13 protein-coding genes are annotated in these 17,893 nt (G+C 67.6%); 2 read left to right on the forward strand and 11 right to left on the reverse strand.

All coding sequences use genetic code 11. The features are described from left to right. Positions 1-1,658: carbohydrate-binding protein (locus ACXAJT_RS20620; protein ID WP_475238371.1), on the forward strand; the 1,658-nt coding region annotated here is incomplete at its 5' end. A 203-nt stretch (positions 1,659-1,861) separates the two neighbouring features. Continuing rightward, positions 1,862-2,548: a hypothetical protein gene (locus ACXAJT_RS20625; protein ID WP_475238374.1), complete on the forward strand. Its 687-nt coding sequence runs from the start codon at positions 1,862-1,864 to the stop codon at positions 2,546-2,548. A gap of 474 nt (positions 2,549-3,022) precedes the next feature. Here ACXAJT_RS20625 and ACXAJT_RS20630 read toward each other — a convergent pair whose 3' ends face one another. The 11 genes from ACXAJT_RS20630 to ACXAJT_RS20680 form a co-directional block, all read right to left on the reverse strand. Further along, a complete protein-coding gene (locus ACXAJT_RS20630) occupies positions 3,023-3,823 on the reverse strand; it encodes an enoyl-CoA hydratase/isomerase family protein (protein ID WP_475238376.1) in 801 nt (266 codons plus the stop codon). A gap of 22 nt (positions 3,824-3,845) precedes the next feature. Further along, positions 3,846-5,369, reverse strand: a complete 1,524-nt coding sequence (locus tag ACXAJT_RS20635; protein ID WP_475238379.1) for an AMP-binding protein — start codon at positions 5,367-5,369, stop codon at positions 3,846-3,848. Then, positions 5,362-5,868 carry a (2Fe-2S)-binding protein gene (locus ACXAJT_RS20640; RefSeq protein ID WP_475238381.1) on the reverse strand — a complete coding sequence of 169 codons (507 nt, stop codon included), beginning with the start codon at positions 5,866-5,868 and terminating at the stop codon, positions 5,362-5,364. The genes ACXAJT_RS20635 and ACXAJT_RS20640 overlap by 8 nt, the downstream gene beginning before the upstream one ends. Then, a complete protein-coding gene (locus tag ACXAJT_RS20645) occupies positions 5,865-6,710 on the reverse strand; it encodes an FAD binding domain-containing protein (RefSeq protein WP_475238383.1) in 846 nt (281 codons plus the stop codon). The genes ACXAJT_RS20640 and ACXAJT_RS20645 overlap by 4 nt, the downstream gene beginning before the upstream one ends. Continuing rightward, complete coding sequence (locus ACXAJT_RS20650; protein WP_475238385.1) at positions 6,707-9,634, reverse strand: xanthine dehydrogenase family protein molybdopterin-binding subunit; 2,928 nt, start codon at positions 9,632-9,634, stop codon at positions 6,707-6,709. The genes ACXAJT_RS20645 and ACXAJT_RS20650 overlap by 4 nt, the downstream gene beginning before the upstream one ends. A 2-nt stretch (positions 9,635-9,636) precedes the next feature. Then, positions 9,637-11,109, reverse strand: a complete 1,473-nt coding sequence (locus tag ACXAJT_RS20655) for an aldehyde dehydrogenase family protein (protein WP_475238388.1) — start codon at positions 11,107-11,109, stop codon at positions 9,637-9,639. Beyond that, on the reverse strand, positions 11,099-13,006 hold the full coding sequence (locus ACXAJT_RS20660) for a TRAP transporter permease (protein WP_475238390.1): 1,908 nt from the start codon (positions 13,004-13,006) through the stop codon (positions 11,099-11,101). The genes ACXAJT_RS20655 and ACXAJT_RS20660 overlap by 11 nt, the downstream gene beginning before the upstream one ends. Positions 13,007-13,067: 61 nt before the next feature. Continuing rightward, positions 13,068-14,084, reverse strand: coding sequence for a TAXI family TRAP transporter solute-binding subunit (locus tag ACXAJT_RS20665; RefSeq protein ID WP_475238393.1), 1,017 nt, complete (start codon positions 14,082-14,084; stop codon positions 13,068-13,070). Between the two features lie 92 nt (positions 14,085-14,176). Then, positions 14,177-15,181 carry a TAXI family TRAP transporter solute-binding subunit gene (locus ACXAJT_RS20670; protein WP_475238396.1) on the reverse strand — a complete coding sequence of 335 codons (1,005 nt, stop codon included), beginning with the start codon at positions 15,179-15,181 and terminating at the stop codon, positions 14,177-14,179. Positions 15,182-15,236: 55 nt separating this feature from the next. Beyond that, positions 15,237-16,442 carry a mandelate racemase/muconate lactonizing enzyme family protein gene (locus tag ACXAJT_RS20675; RefSeq protein WP_475238399.1) on the reverse strand — a complete coding sequence of 402 codons (1,206 nt, stop codon included), beginning with the start codon at positions 16,440-16,442 and terminating at the stop codon, positions 15,237-15,239. Further along, entirely contained in the window at positions 16,435-17,871 is a 1,437-nt protein-coding gene (locus ACXAJT_RS20680) for a UbiD family decarboxylase (protein ID WP_475238402.1), read from the reverse strand. Before ACXAJT_RS20680 ends, ACXAJT_RS20675 begins: the two co-directional genes overlap by 8 nt. Between the last annotated feature and the right edge of the window lie 22 nt (positions 17,872-17,893).

Below are 17,893 nucleotides of genomic sequence, written 5' to 3' on the forward strand. Positions count from 1 at the left end.
GCCGCGACGCGCCGCACCCGCTACGCGGCGACACCGACGTCGAACTGGTCGGCGCCACCAATGACATCGGCTATGTCACGCCGGGCGAATGTGTGGAGTACACGATCAACGTCGCCGAGGCCGGTACCTATGCGCTCGGCCTCAACGCCAAGACCCCGATCGGCGGCAACTCCATCGCCGTCTCGCTTGGCGGCGGTGCCACCTTGGCCAGCTTCGACCTGCCCGACAGCAACGGGCCCGACACCGGCTTCGGCGGCACCACCTTCGCCGAGACGCCAACCACCGAGATCGCCCTCGCGGCCGGAGAGCAGACCCTGCGCTTCACCTTCGACGGCGCCCTGGCCAGCAATGGCTATATCCTCGACTTCCGCAGCTTCTCGCTGGAGCAGGTGGAGACCAACGCCGCGCCGGTGGCAGGACCGCTCGCCGATGCCGAGGCCGAGGAAGGCGGGGCGATCTCGCTCGATGTCGCCGCGGCGTTCAGCGATCCCGACCTCGACACGCTGAGCTTCACCGCAACCGGCCTGCCCGCGGGGCTGTCGATCTCGCCCACCGGCCAGATCACCGGCACCGCGCCGCAGGTGGACGCCGACACCGACTACACGGTGACGGTCACCGCCACCGACCCGGACGGGCTGGCGACCAGCAGCAGCTTCACCCTCAGCGTTGCCGACGTGCCGGTGACCGGCCCCGAACAGGCGCCCTTCCCCGGACCCGACGCGCCGCTGCTCGACGGCAGCCTGACCGTCGCCGCAGCCAACTTCGACAGCGGCGGACAGGGGGTGTCGTGGAACGATGATCCGGGCCGCGACGCGCCGCATCCGCTGCGCGGCGACACCGACGTCGAACTGGTCGGCGCCACCAATGACATCGGCTACGTCACGCCGGGCGAATGGGTGGAATACACGATCAACGTCGCCGAGGCCGGCACCTATGCGCTCGGCCTCAACGCCAAGACCCCGATCGGCGGCAACTCCATCGCCGTCTCGCTTGGCGGCGGTGCCACCTTGGCCAGCTTCGACCTGCCCGACAGCAACGGGCCCGACACCGGCTTCGGCGGCACCACCTTCGCCGAGACGCCAACCACCGAGATCGCCCTCGCGGCCGGAGAGCAGACCCTGCGCTTCACCTTCGACGGCGCCCTGGCCAGCAATGGCTACATCCTCGACTTCCGCAGCTTCTCGCTGGCCGAAGTTGGCGGCGCCACCCCGGTCACCCCGCCGGAAGGCCCGGCGCCGTCGTTCACCCCGGTGCGCGTCGAAGCCGAAGCAATGGATCTCGCCGGGTTCTCAGTGTTTAACAACGGTCACGGCTCCGGCGACCAGATGATACAGGCCTCGGGCGGTGGTTCACATGTGGCCGGCTTCGACTTCACTGCGGCGTCGGGGGTCTATGACTTCACACTGGGCTACTTCGACGAATCCGACGGACAGTCGAGCCTCGATATTCTGGTCAACGGCGAGATTGTCGACAGCTTCGTCTGGGATGCCGATGCGGGCAGTGCTTTGGTCGAGGCCTCATCCTTTGCCGAGCGGCAGATCCTTGGCCTTGAACTCGAAACCGGGGATCGCGTCGAACTGTCCGGCACCCCAAGCGGCGGCGAGCCGCTGCGGGTGGACTTCCTGGAGTACGTTTACACCGACGAGTTCCTGTTCTGATCGCGGCGGCGGGCGCGGCTTCCCCCGCGCCCGCCCGAATAGACTGATGTCCCGAGGCTGATGGATGCTACCGGTCGCAGCGGATTGTCTCGAGAGCGTCGAGGGAGGTGTGGTCTTCCCCTTGTTGGCGCTGGAGCGAGGACATATGGTGCTCAATTCTGAGTAAGCCAAACTTCCTCCGCCCGAAAGTTGAAGACCCCGCAATGACCCTGCGCGACCACCCGACCCTGCACCCCAGGAACCTTCGACGTACACTTGCGGCACGGGTTCCACAAAAGGCCTTGAGGGATCTTTGGAACCGTCGGCGCTTTGGACCCGGCGCACCTCTCAGCGACGAGTGCATCTTTGTTTCTCCGGGCGATGTGCGGCATGTCTATGCGGCCAGCAACAGCGCATCTGCGCCGGTTTTCCAACGCCGCCACAGCGGATTGGTCCGCGGGGGCGACTGGGACCTGTCGCGCAAGCCGCTCCCCGAAACCCGGGCCATGCGCGTGCTGCAAGACCGCTTCCTGCGCGGGATGAGCTGGGCGGAAACAGGTGTCGTGGACTACCACCTCGCCATTATCGCGAAGAAGGGCGTCTCCGAGGGGTTGCGGACGACGCAGGACATCATGGCACGGTACGAAACCTTCGACCGGGTCTTCGAAGAGGCCCAGCGGACCGGCCGGCTGCGCACGCGCCGCGAACTGTCTGGATATTTCCGGCGGGAGCACGGCGGAATTTTCTTTCATATCGCCCGGGACGGAGAGCCCCTGCGGGCAGGTGGCGGGCGACATCGTTTCGCCATAGCCCGTATCCTTGGACTGGTCATCGTCCCGGCGCAACTCGGTGTCATCCACCCCGAGGCCGTGCGCGCCGGGCACCTGGAACGCCTGCGCAGCCCCTGCTGAGCACCAAAACGCCCCGCGCGCGAGGTCGCATCTCAGCAGTCGACGTCGGTGTTTGGCATCTCCGTGGGGCCGTGCGTGCAGACGGAGGACGGCTGGGAGCCAGATCTCGTGCCCGAGCCGCGACCGGCGGGCGACCTCCTGCGTCCTCATGTCCACCGCGGTCATCGTGCCGTTCGGCGACATCTGGCAGGGAATGCCGTTCGGCGACCTATAACGCTCCTTGGCGTTGATGGCTTAGGGCGTGCCGACCAGCAGCTCTTTTTGTCGCCGCTGATCTGCATTTCTCGCCGTCGCTGGCTTCCGCGTTCCCCTGTCAGGGCACCAATTGCACTTCGAGGCCAAGGCACGGACGAAATCCGCACCATCGGCCAAGACACGCATCTGCCGGTGCTGGTGGGCTCGGCCGTCCCCAAGGGCAAGGTGCGCCCGCCCCCCGTCCTGACCATGCCAAGACGGGGCGCAGGCCGTGCCGCCTCAGCTGCCGCCGAATTTCGGTGCGCGCTTCTCGTGGAAGGCCAGCACGCCTTCGCGGAAATCGTCCGACTGGCGCAGGCGCGAGTAATTGTAGCCCTCGATCTCGATCGCGGTCTGCAGGTGGCATTCTTCGGTCTGGTTCAGCATCTTCTTTGCCGTACGCTGCGCCATCGGCGAGAAGGCCAGCAGTTCTTCGGCCAGCTTGTCGGTCGCCACCTCAAGTTGGTCGTCGGGGTGGATCTCGGTCGCGATGCCCCAGTCATAGGCCTGCTCGCCGGAGATCCGGCGCGAGCGCATCACGATGTCCTTCGTCCGGGTGATGCCGACGATTTTCTGCAGCCGGGCCGAACCGCCGGAGCCGGGAATCTGGCCGAGTTTCTGCTCGGGCAGCGCGTAGCGGGTGGTCGGCGTCACCAGGCGGAAATCGCAGGCCAGCGAAATCTCGAAGCCGACCCCGAAGGTATAGCCGCGGTTGGCGACGATCACCGGCTTCTCGCAGCGCGCCGGCGCGGCGATGTTGTCGGCAAGCTTGGAGACATGCTCGGGGCTCGCCTCGAGGAAGCCGCGGATATAGCCGCCCGAGGAGAAATGCTCACCGATCGCGCGCAGCACGATGACGCGAACGCGCGGGTCAGCATCGAGCGCTTCGAAGGCCGCGCGCAGCTCGTCGCGCTGACCCATCGAGATGGTGTTGTAGTCGCCGCGGTCGAGGATGATGTCGCCGCGCTGGCGTGCCTCGTCCACCTCGACGGTGAACCCGTCAAAGGTCTTGCCCGACAGGTCGTTGAAATGCTGGTTCATGGGTCTTCTCCTTTGAATTAGGTCAGCTAGCCTGGCGCTCGGGGCAGGTCTCGGCCTTGGTATAGTCCCCGGCGACAAGCATGCGGCGCAGCAGCTTGCCGACGGGAGATTTCGGAAGTTCGGTGACAAAGACGATGCGCCGCGGACGCTTGTGGCTCGGCAGCCCGGCGCGGGCATGCGCCTCTATCTTTTCGGTGGTCATGCCCGGCGTCGGCTCGACGAACGCGGCGACAATCTGGCCCCAACGCTCATCGGGAAGACCGACCACAGCGACATCGCCGATGCCGTCGAGCAGCGACAGATAGCTCTCGACCTCGACCGGCGAGACGTTCTCGCCGCCGGTGATGATCATATCGTCGGTGCGCCCGGTGACGTAGAGATCGCCGTCGGCGTCGAAACGGCCCATGTCTCCGGTGAAGTACCAGCCGTGGTGCAGCGACTTGGCATCACCGTCCGGGCGCCGCCAATAGCCTTCGAAGGCCTCGTCGCCAGCCAGATCGGCAATAATCTCGCCCTCTTCGCCCGGCGCGCAGAGCGCTTCGGGATCCTTGGCGCTCGGGTCGACGATACGAATGCGCTGGTTGAGCGCAGCGCGGCCCGCCGAGCCGGGCTTCGACGGCGCGTTCTGGTGGATAGTGAAGGTATAGACCTCGGATGAGCCGTAGTGGTTGACGAAAAGGTCCGGCTGAAAGGTCTGATCCAGCCGCTTCAGCAGCCCGTCCGACATCGACGCCCCGGCGAAACCGAGCAGCCGCACCGAACTGATGTCGGTCTTCGGCAACTCGGGAGACTCCAGCATGGCGTGATAGAGCGTCGGCACCAGATAGAGGCAACTCACCCCCTCGGTGGCGATCAGCCGCAACGCCTCGGCCACGTCAAAGCGGCGCAGACAGATGAAGGTGCCGCCGATCAGGCTCATCGCCAGCAGCGAGCGCACGCCCATCGTGTGATAGAGCGGCATGACGCCGAGCGTGACCTCGCCGTGGCGGTAAGTGTTCTGCGCCACATGCGCCACCGCCGCGGCGCGCTCAGCGCGGTGCCGGCGCGGCACGCCCTTTGGCCTACCGGTGGTGCCCGAGGTGTAGAGCATCAACGAGAAATCCTCCGGTCCGGCTGCGGGGACCGGCAGCGGCTCGGCGGGCATACGGGCAATCTCCAGCGCCTCGATGTCGACGCAGGGGATGCCGACGGCGTCGTCAGCGTCCTGCGCCGCCGAATGCGAGACCGGCTCGCTGAGCAGCAGCTTGGCCGCGCTGTCGCTCAGAACGTAGCCAAGCTCTTCGCCGGTGGCGCGCCAGTTGACCGGAGTGACGATGGCGCCGGTAAACTGGCAGGCCCAGTGCAGCGTCGCCGCCTCCCAGGTATTTTGCAGCGCGGTGACCACATGGTCGCCGCGCCCGACACCCTGTGCCGCCAGCCAGCTGGCCAAAGCGCCGATCCGGCCCGCCCAGTCGGCGTAGCTCAGGCGGGTGTCGCCATCGACGATTGCGATGCGCGCGGCGTCACGCTCGACGCTGGCCTGAAAACTGGTCGCGAGATCAAACATGGACTCCTCCTCTGAGTTCCTCCGCCGCGTCCAACGCGGCGGCAATGATCGGGGCGTAGCCGGTGCACCGGCAGAGATGGCCGCCCACGACCCCTTCGATACGGTCGCGGTCGGCCTCGGGCTCGTCGCGCAGCAGCGTGTCGAGCGACATCAGGATCCCGGCGGTGCAGAAGCCGCATTGTAGTGCGTGGTGACGGCGGAACGCCGCCTGCAACACCGACAGCCGATCCGGCTCGGGCGCCAGCCCTTCGACGGTGTCGACCTGTGCGCCCTCGGCCTGCATGGCGAGCATCAGGCACGACCGTGCCATCGCACCATCGACCCGCACCGTGCAGGCCCCGCAAACGCCGTGTTCGCAGCCAACATGGGTGCCGGTCGCGCCAAGCTCGTGACGCAGAAAGTCGCTCAGCAGCAGGCGCGGGCTGGCCCGCCCTTCGACCTCGCGACCGTTCAGCGTCAGGCGGATGAGCGTTGTGTCGTCCTTGTGCAGACAGTTCATGCAGGCATCTCCTTGGTTTCGGCCTCCCGGCGGGCGGCCTCGATCACCCGGCGCCCGAGCCCCCGCACCAGATCGCGACGCATGCGCGCGTCCGCATGCACATCGTCGCGGGCGCCAAGCCCCCAAGCGCAGGCGTTGAGCGCATCGTCGAGGGCGCTGCCGTCGAGCGCGTCCCACTGCATCACCACGGGCGTGTCACCGACGCCGCCGACCCCGAATGTGATGCCGCTGGCGGCGACCTTGGCAGCGCAGGCCACAACAGCGAAATCGCCGTGTCGCCGACCGTATTCGGCGAAACCGAAGCCCTCGCCGGGTTTTGCGCGGGGCAGGCGCAGCGAGGTCAGAAGCTCGTCGTCGCGACGGTCTGTCATCATCATGCCGATGTGAAAGTCGGCGCTGCGCACCCGGCGAGACTTGCGCCGGGTGGCGAGCGTGATCTCCCCGCCCAGCACCGCAAGGCACAGCGGGATCTCGGCGGAGGGGTCGGCATGGGCGACCGAGCCACAGACCGTGCCGCGCGCCCGGGTCTGGGCGTGGCCGACCCACGGCAGCGCCTTGGCCAAGAGCGGCAGCGCGTCGGCCAGCCCGTCCCAGCCCAGCAAGCGCGCCTGACTGATCCCGGCCTCGATCTCGACAGTGTCCCCCTGCGCGTGGATTTGCGCGCTGCGGCTCAGCCGGGCGGTGTCGATGATCACCGACGGGGTCGCCAGCCGCATGTTGAGCATCGGCAGCAGCGACTGCCCGCCCGCGAGGATGCGCGCCGCTTCACCATGCTCGGCCAGTGCCGCCAACGCCTCTTCGCGGCTCTCGGCGCGGATGTAGTCGAAAGGTGCGGGTTTCATGAGCGCCTCCAGAACATGAGCCGGTCAAGCAACCGCGGCTTTCCGCCGCCGCCGGTCTGCGCACCGAGCGCGCGGAAGAACTGGCCGATGACCACCTTCGCGGCACCGTCGAGCATCCGCCCACCCACCGCCGCGACCTTGCCGCCGACCTGCGCCTCGTACTCGTAGCGCATACGGGTGCCGCCCTCGGCGGTCTCTTCCAGCACCACCCGGCCAGCCCCCTCGCCCGAGCCGAGCGCGCCGCGCGCGCCGCCGGTGAGCGTTGCACTTGCAGGCTCGACGAGATCCGACAGCTTCACGTCGACCGTGTAGCGCCCTTTCACCGGACCTACGCCCAGCGTGACATCGGCGCGGAAATGCGTGTCGCTGACTTTCTTCACCGCGTGACAGCCGGGCACGATGCGCTCCAGCGTGTCGGGATCGAGCAGTGTGTCCCAGACGGTCTGACGCAGCGCGTCGATTACAACCTCGCCCGCGCCGGTGAGGCCACGTCCGCCGGGCGCCGCGACGGGTTTCACGCCCTCCGGTGCCTCCGGTTCGGGCGCCGCGAAATACGCCCGCAGCCGCGCCGGGGTCATCGGCAGCGTGTCGATCTCGGCCCCCAGCGCATCCGAGGCGGCATTGGCCAGACAGACCGGCGTCGACATGCAGTTGCCCTCGCCCACACCCTTGGCGCCGAGCGGCGTGAAGGGCGACGGGGTCTCGAGGTGGTGGATCTCCGGCGCGGGCACCTCGGTCGCGGTGGGCACGAGGTAGTCGGCGAAGGTGCCGGTGAGAAACGCCCCACCCTCGTCGTAGGCATATTCCTCATAGAGCGCGGCGCCGATGGCATTGGCATAACCACCGCGGATCTGCCCGTCGACCATGCCTTGGTGCAAGATGCGCCCGCAGTCGTGTACCGTGACATAGCGGTCGATGCGCAGCGCGCCGGTGAGCCGGTCGATCTCGACGCCGCAGAAATCGAAGATGAAACCATGGCACAGCGAGCTGTTCACCCGGTCGGCCTCATCCGGCGCCTGCAACTGCGGCGGGGTCCAGTAGACGGTCTCCCGCAGCGCTTGGCCGGACCCCTCGGGCACGGTGCCCGGTGCCCAGTGGCTGGTCGCGGCAAGCCGGGCGAAGGGGATCGGTTTCGCCCCCTCGGCGCTTACCATACCCTCGGCGAAGCAGACGTCGTCTGGCGCGACACCCAGCATCGGGGCGGCGATGGCGGCGAGCCGGTCGCGCATGCGCGTGGCGGCGAGTTGGCCGGTCCCGGCGACGGCAGCCGCAAAGCGCGAGGCGTAGTTGCCCGAGGCGATCGACCAAGCATCCTTGCCGGTATCGAGGTCGGTGTGCACGCGCACCGCGTCGGCAGGCAGGCCCAACACCTCGGCCACGACGCCAGCGAGCACGGTGCGGTGCCCCTGCCCCTGCGGCGCCGAAGCGACGTGCACGCTGACCGATCCCAGCGGGTCCAGCGCCACGGTCGCGGTCGCCTGCGCGCCGTTCTTCGGCCCGGATTTCGCCCGTTCCTCGGCGGACAGCACGGTCGAGACATAGCCCATGTTCGACACCGACGGCTCGACCGCCACGGCATAGCCCACGCCATAGAGCCGTCCTTCGGCGCGCGCTGCGTCGCGGCGCTGAAGCAGGTCTGCAAGCCGGGCATCAGTGCGCCCGATCTCCAGCGCCCGCTGGTAGTCGCCGCTATCATAAAGCGCGCCCGAGGCCGTGCGGTAGGGAAAGGCATCGGCGGGGATCAGGTTGCGCTCGATCACCTCCAGCGGATCCAGCCCCAGCGTCAAAGCGATCTTCCGCATGAGCCGCTCCAGCGCGAAGTAGACCTGCGGACCACCAAAGCCGCGCACCAGCCCCGTCGGGGTCTTGTTGGTCACCACCACGCGGTTGCGGATGGCAAGGTTCTGGATCGCGTAGGCGCCGCACATATTGCCATGCATGCGATAGAGCGTCGCCGGCTCGGGTGCGCGGATATAGGCGCCCACATCTTCCAGTTGGTCCCAGTCGAGCGCCGTCACCCGCCCGTCCGCATCCACCGCCGCGGCAAGCGTGGTCTCCCGGTTGGTGGCCGAGACCGAGGCCGTCAGATGCTCCAGCCGGTCCTCCGCCCATTTCACCGGGGCCCCGGCGACGCGGGCAGCAACGGAGGCAAGAACGATATAGGGGAAGATCCCCTGTTTCACCCCGTAGCTGCCCCCCGAAGACGGCGGCGTGCGCAGCCGCAGGCGATTCCCGGGCACCTTCAGCGCCCTCGAAATCACCGAGTGGATCGAGAACGGCCCCTGAAAGTTCGCGGTGACGTCATAGGCCTCTTCGAAAGGATCATAGGCGGCGATCAACCCATAGCATTCAATGGGGGTGACCGCATTGCGCGGGTAGCGCACCGAGATCTCGACCCTGTGCGCGGCGTCGGCAAACGCGGCCTCAGGGTCGCCGTAGCGATAGCTGCGCTCCGAGACGAGGTTGCTGCCGACACTTTCGTGCAGCACCGTCTCGCCGTCGAGCGCGGCGCGTGGCGAGACCACGGCGGGCAGCTTGTCGTATTGCACGTCGATCAGCGCCAGCGCGTCCTCGGCGATGTAGCGCGAGCGCGCCACCACCAAGGCCACCGGCTCGCCGACGTAGCGCACCCGGTCCTGCGCGATCGGCCAGCACTCCATCGGCAGGCGGACCCCAACCATCAGCGGCTTGGTGACCGCCGACACGTCCGCACCCGTCAGCACCGCCACCACGCCGGGCAGCGCGCGGGCCGCCTCGGTGTCAAGCTCGGTGATCAGCGCGTGCGCCTCCGAGGCGCGCAGGATCGCGAGGTGCAGGCAATTGCCGGGTTCGGGCAGATCATCGATGAACTGCGCGCGCCCGGTGAGCAGCGCCGCATCCTCGACGCGCTCGGGAGAGCGGAAACTGTCAGGTCTTACCGTCATGTTCACGCGGCCCCGATCACGCCCACGTCCTGATAGACATGCTTGAGTTCACAAAAGTCGAGCAGCGCGTCATAGCCGTGCAGGCGCCCCAGCCCCGAGCGGCGATAGCCACCGGTCTCGGCCTCGGCAAAGAGCTTGTTGTGGTCGTTGATCCAGACGGTGCCGTTGCGCAGCGCCCGCGCCAGCCGCCAAGCGGTGTCGGTCTGGCGGGTCCAGACCGAGGCCGACAGCCCGTAGACCGTGTTGTTCGCCTTGGCGACCGCCTCGGCCTCAGATCCGAACGGCTCGAGCACCAGTAGCGGGCCGAAAATCTCATCCTGACAGAAGGCCGCATTGTCGTCGCCATGGGCGATCAGCGAGGGCGTCATGAAGGCGCTGCCTTCGGGCCCCTTTCCCTTTGCGCCGCGCAGCACGACCTCGTCGGCGGCATCGAAGCTGGCCTCGATCTCCGTCCAGACCTTATCCCGCGAGACAGCGTCGATCAGCGGCCCCATGGTGACACCGGCGTCGAGGCCATTGCCGATCTTTGCGGCGGCCAGCGCCTGCGACAGCGCGACCTTCATCGCCTCGTAATGGCGCTCGTGCACCAGAACCCGGCGCGCGGCGGTGCATTGCTGGCCCGAGATGATCAGCGCGGCACCGGCCAGTTTCGGGGCAATCGCATCGACGTCGGCATCTTCCATGACCAGACAGCAGGACTTGCCGCCCAGTTCCAGCGAGAGCTTCTTCATCGTCGGCGCGGCGGCGGCCATGATCCGCTGGCCCACGAGGTTGGAGCCGGTGAAGCTGACCACGTCCACGTCTTCGTGGGTGGTCATCAGCTCGGCGATCTCGTGGCCGGTTTCAAACAGCAGGTTCACAGTCCCGGCGGGCACGTCGGGGTCGGCGATCAGCGGCGCCATGCAGCGCGCAGTGAACAGCGCCGTCTGCGGCGCGGGCTTGGTGATCGTGGAGCATCCAACCGCCAGCGCCGGTGCCAGCGAGCGGATCAGCAGCACCGCCGGCGCGTTCCACGGGATGATCAGCGAGGCAACGCCCGACGGCTCGCGCATCATTACCGAGATCTCGCCCGGTGCCACTTCCAGCGCGTGGCCGGGGTTGTGGCGGGTGAGACCAGCGTAATAGCGAATCTCGGAAACCGCAGCGCCGATCTCGCCCTTCGCCTGCGCCAGCGGCTTGCCGTTGGTCAGGGTCAGCAGCTCGGCCAGCGCTTGGGTGTCACGCTCCAGCGCATCGGCCCAGCGGAGCAGCACCATCTGGCGCTGCCGCGGCGACTGCGCCCACAGCGTAGTATCGAAGGCCCGGCGCGCGGCGGCGATCGCCGCCTCGGCCTCGGCCCGACCGCCGGCGGGGAAGCGCCCGACGATCTCGCCGGTGGCCGGGTTCACCGACAGGGCCTCGCTGCCTGCATCGCAGGGCGCCCCGGCGATGCTGTGCGTGGCGGCGTAGCGGGGATGGCTCAGATCATTCGGCAACTTGCGGTCCTTCCTTGGCGAATGTGTCAGTCTGCTCGGCCCCGCGGCTGTCCGCCGCGACATCCTCGGGACGCCGCGATTGCACGAACATCAGTCCTGCGAAGACCGCGAGGCCGATCAGGTCTGAGACGAGGTACGGTACGATCAGCATGATCGCGGCAGCGAAGGCGACGAGGCGTTCTGGCTGGGTGCTGCGGCGCAGGTGCATGCCCACGACCGACCCGGCGAGCGAGAAGACACCAAGCATCGACGAGGCGGCGACGAGCGCGATCTCGTACCACGCGCCATGCATGACCAGCGCCGGGTTATAGACGAAGGCGAAGGGCACGATGAAGCCGGGCAGCGTCAGCTTGAACGCGGTCAGCCCGGTCTTGGTACTGTCGGTTCTGGCCAAGGCTGCGGCGGCATAGGAGGCCAGCGCGACGGGGGGCGTCACGAAGCTGAGCAGCGCGAAGTAGAGGATGAACAGGTGGATCGACAGCACGTAGATGCCAAGCTGCGACAGCGCCGGCGCCATCAGGATCGCGACCATGATGTAGGCCGAGACGGTGGGCATCCCCATGCCGAGGATGATGCAGGCGACCATCACCGCCATCAGCGACAGCAGCATCGAGCCATCCGCCAGCGACAGGACGAAGCCGGTGAACTTCAGCCCGATCCCGGTCTGCACGATGATCCCGATGATCAGCCCGGCGGTGGCGCAGGGGATGGCGACCACGATGATCGCATAGGCCGCCTGCTCCAGCCCCTTGATCATGGAGATCGGGCCGATGCGGGTTTCCTTGGTCACAAGGCTCGCGAGGATCGCAGCGACGAAGGCGTAGATGGCCGACATCATCAGCGAGGAGCCGTTGACCATCATGCCGACCAGCACCACCAGCGGGGCCAGCAGGTGCAGGCGCTTGAAGATGCCCTTGCGGATGTCGGGCAACTCGGCCTTGGGTATGCCGCGCAGACCGTCCTTCTTGGCGGTCAGGTCGACGGCAAAGAGGATCGACAGGTAGTACAGCAGCGCCGGGATCGCCGCGCCCGCAAGGATCGTCACGTAATCGAGCCCGGTCAGTTCGACCATCACGAAGGCCGCCGCGCCCATGATCGGCGGCATCAGCTGGCCACCGGTGGACGAGGCCGCCTCGACCGCCGCCGAGAAGTGCGGCTTGTAGCCGCAACGGCGCATCAGCGGGATGGTGAAGGTGCCGGTGCCGACCACATTGGCCACCGCCGAGCCGTTGATCGAGCCCATAAGCCCCGAGGCGATGACCGCGCTCTTGGCCGGGCCGCCACGGGTGCGCCCGGTGAGCGCGAAAGCAAGGTCGATGAACAGCTGCCCGCCGCCCGACAGTTCAAGGAAGGTGGCGAACAGGATGAAGTAGAAGATGTAGGACACCACCGCGCCCATCGGGATGCCAAAGATGCCGTTGTTGGACAGCACCTCGATGTCGACGAAGCGCGACATGGTCATGCCCGAATGGCCGATGGCATTGGGCAGATACTGCCCGAGGAACCCGTATGCGACGAAGATGCCCGCGATGACGAACAGCCCCCAGCCGGCGACGCGCCGCGTCGCCTCAAGCAAGGTCGCCAGCAGCGCCATCCCGGCGACCACGTCCAGTTGCGTCGGGCGGTCGACGAAGGCGATGCGCGTGATGTAGCGCTCGTGGTTGGCTGTTAGATAGACCATCCAAGCCAATGTCACCGCCACCCAGGCCAGATCGATCGCCAGCCGGCGGCTGTCGCGCGGTTCGGCGTTGCGCCCGAAGACCAGCAGGCAGACCGCGCCCAGGATCAGGATGTAGTGCATATGCAGTGGCAGCGGCTCGAGCACCACGCTGTAGAGTTGCAGCGCGGTGATCGCGAGGGCGATGGCCCGCGTGGCCGTATTCAATGCCTTGTCCATTGAGGTTCCTCCGGCAGCCCTGGCGGGCGGCCCTCATTTGCGAATGATGCGAGGGGCGGGCTCAGAGAAGCCCGCTCTCGCGGTAGTAGCGTTCGGCGCCGGCGTGCAGCGTCAGCCCACCGTTGCCGGCTGGCGCGGCTGCCTGCGCGGGATCGAAGGCGGCAAGTCCGGGATGGGCAGAGCGCAGCGTGTCGGCGCCCTCGCAGATCGCCTGCGTCAGCGAGTAGGCGACCTCTTCAGACATCCGGTCCGAGACGATGACCGACGTCGGATAGCCGACCGACGGGATCGCGGTGTCGACCCCTTCGTACTCTCCGGGATCGATCGAAAGCCCGTCGCTGAGCCCGTAGGTCTCGGCGATCGACGCGCGCTGCTCGGCGCCCATCTCGAGGAAGGTGATCGCCCCGCCAAGCGAGAGTTCCAGCACTGCGGGGTGCTTGAAGCCAACGTTGTGAATGAGAAGATCGGCCTGTCCGTCGCGCACCTGCTGGATGGCCACCGGCAGGTCGATATGGGTGACACGCCCGCCCGCCTCCTCCACGGCGGCATAGTCGAGCCCGTAGGCCTCCAGCGCCAACCGTGCGAGCAATTCACCCGCCGAGCCGCGCGCCGTGGTGACCAGCCGCACAGCTTTGCCGTCGGCGATCTGCGACAGGCTGGACAGGTCGGCATCGCGGCGCGCGACAATCGCCAGACGGTGCGGCGCGGCAAGGTTTCCGACCAGTCCGCGCAGGTCGCTCATCGGCTCGGGAAAGCCGAGACGCCCCGATTGCGCCCAGTTCGACAGCGCGGCGAAGCTCAGCGCGAGGTCGGCATCGCCGTTGTGCACGATATGCGGATTGCCGATGCCGCCCTGATAGGCAAGCACCTCAAGACCAGAGCCTTCGGGAAACGCCTGCCGCACCGCGTCAGCGATGGCAACGGCGTAGACGTACCAGCTTGATCCGACGTTGAAACTGGCCATGCGCAGCTGCACCGGGTCGGCGACGCCCTGCGCCCACAGCGGGGCCGGCACGGCGCTCGACAGCAGCGGCGCTGTGCCTGCCGCGAGCATACCCTTCAGGAATTGGCGTCTCATGGTGCTCCTCCCAAGAATTCTGTCGTCCGCTGCGCGGCCCCCGTCCTCCTTGGGGCCGCGCAGCGCTGGTGCTTTGGGTCAGTGAGTGGGGGTCAGTTGCCCAAGCCAGCTTCGTCGAAGTAGCGCTTGGCGCCCGGGTGCAGGGGCACGCCGCCGTTACGCAGCGTCTCGCCCGCCTTGGACGGATCGAAGGTGGCCAACGAGGCATGCGCCTCGCGGATGCGGTCGGGGTTCTCGCAGACACCCTTGACGATGGCATAGGCCACATCGTCGGGCATGTTGGCGTTGGCGATCACGCCGGTGGGATAGCCGACAGACGGCACATCCTCGGAGACGCCTTCGAACTCGCCCGCCTCGACCGCGAGCCCCGGCTGCAGACCGTACTGGTCCGCCAGCTGCTGCATCTGCTCGTCGCCGAGGGCGATGAACTTGACCTTGCCGCCAAGCGCCAGTTCCATGACGTCGGGCTGGCGGTAGCCGATGTTATGGATGAACACGTCGGCCTGACCGTCGCGCATCTGCTGGATGGCCACCGGCAGGTCGACGTTGGAGACCCGGCCCCCGGCCCCCTGCACGGCCTCGTAGTCGAGCCCGTAGGCTTCCAGCGCCATGCGGGCCAGCGCCTCGCCGGCGCCGCCGCGCTGCACTGTGACCAGACGGGCCTTTTTGGTTCCGAGATCGGCCAGCGACTCGATGCCCGCATCCTTGCGCACGACGATGCCAAGCCGGTGCGGGCGGTTGAGACCGCCGAACAGCGCACGGATATCCGGGGCCGCCTCGTTGAACACGACCTTGCCGTTGTACGCCCAGTTGGACAGCGCCGAGAAGCTCAGGCCCATGTCCGCCTCGCCGCGGTTGACGAGGATCGGGTTGCCGACACCGCCTTGGTACGGCAGCACTTCGACGCGCGAGCCTTCAGGCAAGCTTTCCTGCGCCAGTTCGGCAATGGCGGTGGCGTAGATGTACCAGCTGCCGCCCACGTTGAACGACGCCATCTTCAGGCTGACCGGGGACTGGGCCCGCAACGGGAAGCCGCTGAGGCTTCCGGCCATTACGGCCGCACCGCCGGCGATGAGCGATCTACGATTGAGTTTCATGGTTTCCTCCCTTTTTGACTTTCGGACATTGGCCGGTCCGAACACGGCTTCCGGCTCAGTTCCGGCGATAGGCCGAGCCGGGAATTGGTGGATGTTCCCTGATGAAGTCTTCGTCGACCTCGACGCCAAGGCCCGGCGCCTCGGTGGCGCGCATGCAGCCGTCGGCACCGATCTGCGGCGCGCTGCTTACCAGCGCGTCGCGCAGCGGATTGAAGCGCGAGACGTCTGCCTCCAGCCAGCCGCCCCCCTCGATGGCCGACAGGAAATGCAGCGTCGCGGCGGCATTGAGTGCCGTCATCGAAGCGTGCGGGTGGACGTCGAGGCCATTCGCCAGCGCCATGCCGGCAATGCGCAGCCCTTCGGTGATGCCCCCGGCCTTCGACAGATCGGGCTGGACCTCGGTCACCGCGCCCGCGGCGATGAGTTGCGCGAACTCCTGACGGGTGAACAGGTTTTCTCCGGCTGCAAGCGGCACGGTCGCGTAGCGCGCGGCATCGGCGTAGCGGCGGCTCTCCTGCGGCATGAACGGTTCTTCCAGCCAGCGGATATCCAAGTCCGATAGATGCGGCATGACCTGCCGCACGTCGCGCGGGCTGTAAAGCGAGTTGGCGTCGCTGAGGATCGTGATCTCGGGACCGAGGGCCTCTCGCAGCGCGCGCAGCCGGGCGAGGTCACGCTGTGGACTGTCGCCGATGCGCTGCTTGATGGCACGGTATCCCCGAGCCACAAGCCCGCGGGCCTCCTCGGCCAGCGCCTCGGGGGCACCCCACCCCAGCGCCACCCCGCCAGCGTAGGCAGCCACTGGCTTAGGCGCCCCGCCGAGCAAGCGGCACAGCGGCCAGCCGACGGCGCGCGCTCGCAGATCCCAGAGCGCCATATCAATGCCCGAGATCGCAAGCGCGGCGGCCCCGGCGCTGCCCTGAGTGAGCTGCAACGCCCGGGCCATTTGGCGGTTGAGCGCGACCACGTCGCCGCCGTCCATCCCCACCAAAACCTCGGCCAGCGTATCATTGATCATCGCCGCGATGGCGGTCGGCGCGCGGCCGTGGTGCGCCTCGCCCCAGCCGGTGAGACCGTCGGCGCTGCGCACCCGCACCACAACCGCGTCGCGCTTGATCGTGCGCCCGACGCCAAGCGTCACCTGCGCATGGGCTGGCAGCGGCACCGACACCGCGAAAGCGGTGATCCCGGCCAGCCGCAGCGCACCGCGCGGCGCGGTGGCGAGCCGGTCCTCCCGCTCTGGAGAGAGCAGATCAGTCATCGCAGACGTCCCATTCGGGCACGCTGTCGTCGAGCACCGCGTCGAGGTCAATGTCTGCCTCACCCGGCACGCTGATGCGCTTGAAACTGAACTCCGGTGCGTCGAGCGGTACGGTGGCATCCAGCCCCATCTTCGCGCCGTAGCCCTCGTCGGTGGAGGGGTCGAGCTTGGACCCCTGCGTGCCGCCGATCACCACCAGATCGCGGTCGGCCTGAAAGCGCGTGGCGACCGCCCATTCGACCATCTCAGCGTTGTAGATATCGACGTCCTCGTTCACCACGACCACATGCTTGATGTCATAATGGGCAGCAAACGCAGCCATGATGACGTTCTTTGCTTCACCCGGCTGACGCGGCGCCAACTGGACATAGAGGTGATACCGGCAGGTGCCGCCGGGCGCGAGGTGCACATTTGTGACGCTCGGGAACATGCCTTGCATGGTGTTGAGGATCGTCGCCTCGCGCGGGATGCCGCCAAGGATAAGGTGCTCAAGCCCGCCGCCGACGATGGTGTGGAACAGCGGCTGACGTCGCGTGGTCACCGCGTCGATCTCGATCACGTGGCGGTCGGCCCGCGGGCCATAATACTGCGGGAACTCGCCAAACGGCCCCTCCGGGCGCATGGTGTTGGCGAGCAACCGACCCTCGATGACAATCTCGCTCTGCGCCGGCACGAAGACGTTCTTGCTGATACAGCGCACCACGTCCAGCGGTGCGCCGCCAAGCGCCCCGGCGATCTCCAGTTCGTCCACGTCGATCGGCACGATCGCCTGTGAGGCCAGAAGACAGGCGGGCGACGCGCCGACAACCACGGCAACCTCCAGATCCTCGCCCGCCTCCTCGGCAGCGGCGTAGTAGCTCAGCGTATGGCGCGGCAGCAGCAGGGCGCCAAGTTCGCGCGGGCCGGAAACCTGCAGCCGGTGGATCGAGACGTTCTGGATGCCGGTGCGCGGATCGCGGCAGATCATCAGACCCGCAGTGATATAGGCCCCGCTGTCGTGCTCGTTGTGGGTTGGGATCGGCAGCAGCTTGGTCAGGTCGACGGCGTCGCCCTCGTAGGTGACGTCTTGGCACCGCCCGCGGGCAACTTCGCGCCAGGGCAGCGGCTTTGCGGCGGCGGCCTGAAATTCGGACAACAGATCCTCGGGGGCGATCCCCAGCGCCTCGGCCATCCATTCGCGGCGCGACAGCAGGCCCGAGATCACCGTGCCGCCCTCTGCGCCCTCAGGCGAGGGCGCGACCAACGCCTTGCTGCCGTCGAGGCGGTTGGCCAGCCCGGCGACACCGAAGCGTAGCGGCATGCCGGGCTTGGCGGTGGCCAGCCGGTCGCTTGCATGAAGGCGGATCAGCCAATCGCGCAGGTCCATGTCGCGGCGGGTTTGCGTGGCCGCGGCGGCGTGTACACCGCGCTTGTCGTCGTAAGCGTTCATTCTGATCCTCCCGTTGAGAGGC

Source organism: Salipiger sp. ABF4_146, assembly GCF_056161345.1.

What these genes read in the sequence shown, in the direction of transcription:
- ACXAJT_RS20625 (WP_475238374.1), top strand. Translation starts at nt 1,862, where the DNA reads ATGACCCTGCGCGACCACCCGACCCTGCACCCCAGGAACCTTCGACGT.
- ACXAJT_RS20630 (WP_475238376.1), bottom strand. Translation starts at nt 3,823, where the DNA reads ATGAACCAGCATTTCAACGACCTGTCGGGCAAGACCTTTGACGGGTTC.
- ACXAJT_RS20635 (WP_475238379.1), bottom strand. Translation starts at nt 5,369, where the DNA reads ATGTTTGATCTCGCGACCAGTTTTCAGGCCAGCGTCGAGCGTGACGCC.
- ACXAJT_RS20640 (WP_475238381.1), bottom strand. Translation starts at nt 5,868, where the DNA reads ATGAACTGTCTGCACAAGGACGACACAACGCTCATCCGCCTGACGCTG.
- ACXAJT_RS20645 (WP_475238383.1), bottom strand. Translation starts at nt 6,710, where the DNA reads ATGAAACCCGCACCTTTCGACTACATCCGCGCCGAGAGCCGCGAAGAG.
- ACXAJT_RS20650 (WP_475238385.1), bottom strand. Translation starts at nt 9,634, where the DNA reads ATGACGGTAAGACCTGACAGTTTCCGCTCTCCCGAGCGCGTCGAGGAT.
- ACXAJT_RS20660 (WP_475238390.1), bottom strand. Translation starts at nt 13,006, where the DNA reads ATGGACAAGGCATTGAATACGGCCACGCGGGCCATCGCCCTCGCGATC.
- ACXAJT_RS20665 (WP_475238393.1), bottom strand. Translation starts at nt 14,084, where the DNA reads ATGAGACGCCAATTCCTGAAGGGTATGCTCGCGGCAGGCACAGCGCCG.
- ACXAJT_RS20670 (WP_475238396.1), bottom strand. Translation starts at nt 15,181, where the DNA reads ATGAAACTCAATCGTAGATCGCTCATCGCCGGCGGTGCGGCCGTAATG.
- ACXAJT_RS20675 (WP_475238399.1), bottom strand. Translation starts at nt 16,442, where the DNA reads ATGACTGATCTGCTCTCTCCAGAGCGGGAGGACCGGCTCGCCACCGCG.
- ACXAJT_RS20680 (WP_475238402.1), bottom strand. Translation starts at nt 17,871, where the DNA reads ATGAACGCTTACGACGACAAGCGCGGTGTACACGCCGCCGCGGCCACG.